This window comes from Myxacorys chilensis, from assembly GCF_059505265.1.
The window spans coordinates 1-2,440 of record NZ_JCACKG010000276.1 but is presented as its reverse complement, the minus strand read 5'-3'; the positions used below and the strand labels follow the sequence as shown (position 1 = coordinate 2,440).

Genomic DNA, 2,440 nt, shown 5'->3' with positions numbered 1-2,440 from the left:
AACAGTTCATCGAGAACTCCATCATGCGCAAGGTCGAGGCGCACCCCCACTGTGCACCGATCCCTTACCTGTAGAGGGCAGCCAGCATTAATAAATCTCGAGAGCTTTAGCTGAGTCTGAGGTCGGAACGGTTTGTCCCTGAAGAACCTCGGCCTTCGAAACCCTGGTCCATCTCTTTTCAGTTTCCGTCCGACCGTGCGAACACGATGGCGCCCAGAGCACTGAGTAGGCCGAGAAAGATAATGACGCCGGCCGTTCCACCCAGCGCTACGACCGGCGCCGAGAGGCCCTGGATCACGGCGGCTCCCGCGAAAAAGGCGAGGTTTACCGCTGCCAGGGCCTTGCCCGTATGGGCGGGGGTCACCGAATTACGCCCAAGGGCGAACAGCAGCGGCTGAACGGAAACAGCGATGCCGAACACGATCAGCAACCCAAGATCGTAAAAGGGTGAGAGCCCCAAATTGCCGGCAAGCGCCAGCAGCAGCAACGACGCGCCGGCAAGCAAATGGCCCGCCACCAGGAGGAGATTGGTGCGCTTGGTGCGCCGATCGACAAGGCCGACCAGCATGGGCATGACGATCAGCATAAGGGTCAGGGCCAGCATGAAATTGCCTGCGTCGAGCCTGCTCAAGCCGCGCACGTCCATCAGCCACGGGCCGGCCCAGACACCTCGAATGCCGATCACCACGGCAAAGGAAACAAAGGCCAGACTGATGACACCCCGCAAACGGGGCGACCAGCCGATACGGATAACCTCGACGAACTCTGAACGGATCGAGGACGAGTGCGTCGACACGCCACGCTCGCCGCCTAATCGCAGCCAGGTGACGGCCGCCACCAGCGTCGCCATGGCAGCTGGAACAAGGAAAGCCACGCGCCAGCTGTAGGTGTCGATGACCCAAGCCATTGGGCTGGCGGAGAGAAGCATTCCGCTATTGCCGATGGCGAGGATAAAGGCCGACCACAGGGCGAAATTGGCGCTGTTTTGGTGTCGTGCGACATAGGTGAGCGGGCAAAGCAGCATGCCCGAACAGCCAATGCCGAGCACGGCCTGTCCGGCCAGGAACATCAGTGGGTTCTGTGCGGCAGCCGTGATCAGTGCGCCCACCACAATGGTGGCGATCAGCACCAGGAAGACGCTTCGGACGCTGAAGCGGTCCAGCGCGACGCCGACCGGAATCTGGCCGGCTGCGAAAGCCAGGTGATAGATGCCGGTCATCGCCGCAACTTCGCCCGCCGACACGGCAAGGCTTCCGGCGATCACATCGGTGGAGATCGCCGGCATGGTTCGCACGAGGTTCGAAATGGTGTGGCCCAGGGCCAGAACGAAGACAGTGCCAGCGCCAGCGGCAAAGATGGTCCTAGCGGTGCCGCCGGTTTCCTGTGCATTCGTCATCATTGGGACCTTTCATCGGTAAATCTCTGGCGTGACGACAGAATGTGTTCGAGCATGGCGCCTTCGGCGGCATCGGCGTCACCCGCGACAATGGCACGCACGAGTTTGCCGTGTTCCAGAATGGCGTCGGAAATGGCCGTGGAGGGCTGGGAAATTCGGAAGAGGTGCACGTGGACGTGCAATGCCGCCAAGGCGTCCTCAATAACTCGATTTCCGCTCGCAGCCGCTATTTTACGGTGGAAGGCCTCGTCCAGCCGAGAAAAACGCGCATAGCCGTCGGGCGTCTGAGAGGCGCCTTCTGCTTCCATTTCTGCTGAGATGGATATCAGGCTGCTTCGCTCCTCGCCGCCGATGCGTTGCGCCGCCAGTGCCGCCAGACGCGGCTCGGTCAGGAGCCGCAATTCATAGATCTGGTCCAGCCGTTCACGGTCCATGGGTTGCGCAACGCGGTAGCCAACCAGATGAATCTTCACCACAAGACCCTGCGCTTCGAGCCGGGCAAGCGCTTCCCGAATAGGCGTCTGCGACACATCCAGGGTTCGAGCCAGTGCATCCACCGAGAGCTTGGCGCCAGGGGCGATGCTGTGGGTCATCAGTTGGTCGTAGAGCCGGGAATAAACCTCCTCGGCCAAGGCACCCGGGCGCTTTATGCCGGTCGACAGGTTCATTCTTGGAGACGCCTCAAGCTTGACAGTGAAGCGAGACTAGCATCACTATGCGGCAGGATCAAATATCCTATAGGATTTTCGTGACGCATTTGCATGGTTGCCTTGGGGCCGGGCACGCTCAGCCGTCTGCTACATGCGGGCATACCTGCCGATGGAGCTCGGCAGCAGGCCGCGCTGCTGAAGGCGGAACTGCGCAATGGGCAATTGCATAGGGCTGCCGCAACGGACGGATAGGTGGGCCTAGGCTCAGTCATTGCCGAAGCCGCCCGGGTCGAACGCAGCAACTCGCCGGCCGAACCGGATTAAAGGAGAGGGACATGAATAGCGAATTTGGGGCGGTCAGGGCGCCGCGCAATGTGGTGTTCGGAGCTGGCCA

General features: G+C 61.2%; 2 protein-coding genes. Both read right to left on the bottom strand.

The window, feature by feature from the left end; genetic code table 11:
* Window positions 1-178: 178 nt before the first annotated feature.
* The gene (locus tag AC5JLB_RS28010) at window positions 179-1,399 is read right to left on the bottom strand and encodes an MFS transporter (RefSeq protein WP_495877121.1); all 1,221 of its coding nucleotides are present in this window, start codon (window positions 1,397-1,399) and stop codon (window positions 179-181) included.
* Window positions 1,396-2,064: a GntR family transcriptional regulator gene (locus AC5JLB_RS28005; RefSeq protein WP_495877120.1), complete on the bottom strand. Its 669-nt coding sequence runs from the start codon at window positions 2,062-2,064 to the stop codon at window positions 1,396-1,398. The genes AC5JLB_RS28010 and AC5JLB_RS28005 overlap by 4 nt, the downstream gene beginning before the upstream one ends.
* Window positions 2,065-2,440: the final 376 nt, after the last annotated feature.

Excerpts from the sequence above, each read along its gene's own strand:
- AC5JLB_RS28010 (WP_495877121.1), bottom strand. The coding sequence starts at position 1,399 with ATGATGACGAATGCACAGGAAACCGGCGGCACCGCTAGGACCATCTTT.
- AC5JLB_RS28005 (WP_495877120.1), bottom strand. The coding sequence starts at position 2,064 with ATGAACCTGTCGACCGGCATAAAGCGCCCGGGTGCCTTGGCCGAGGAG.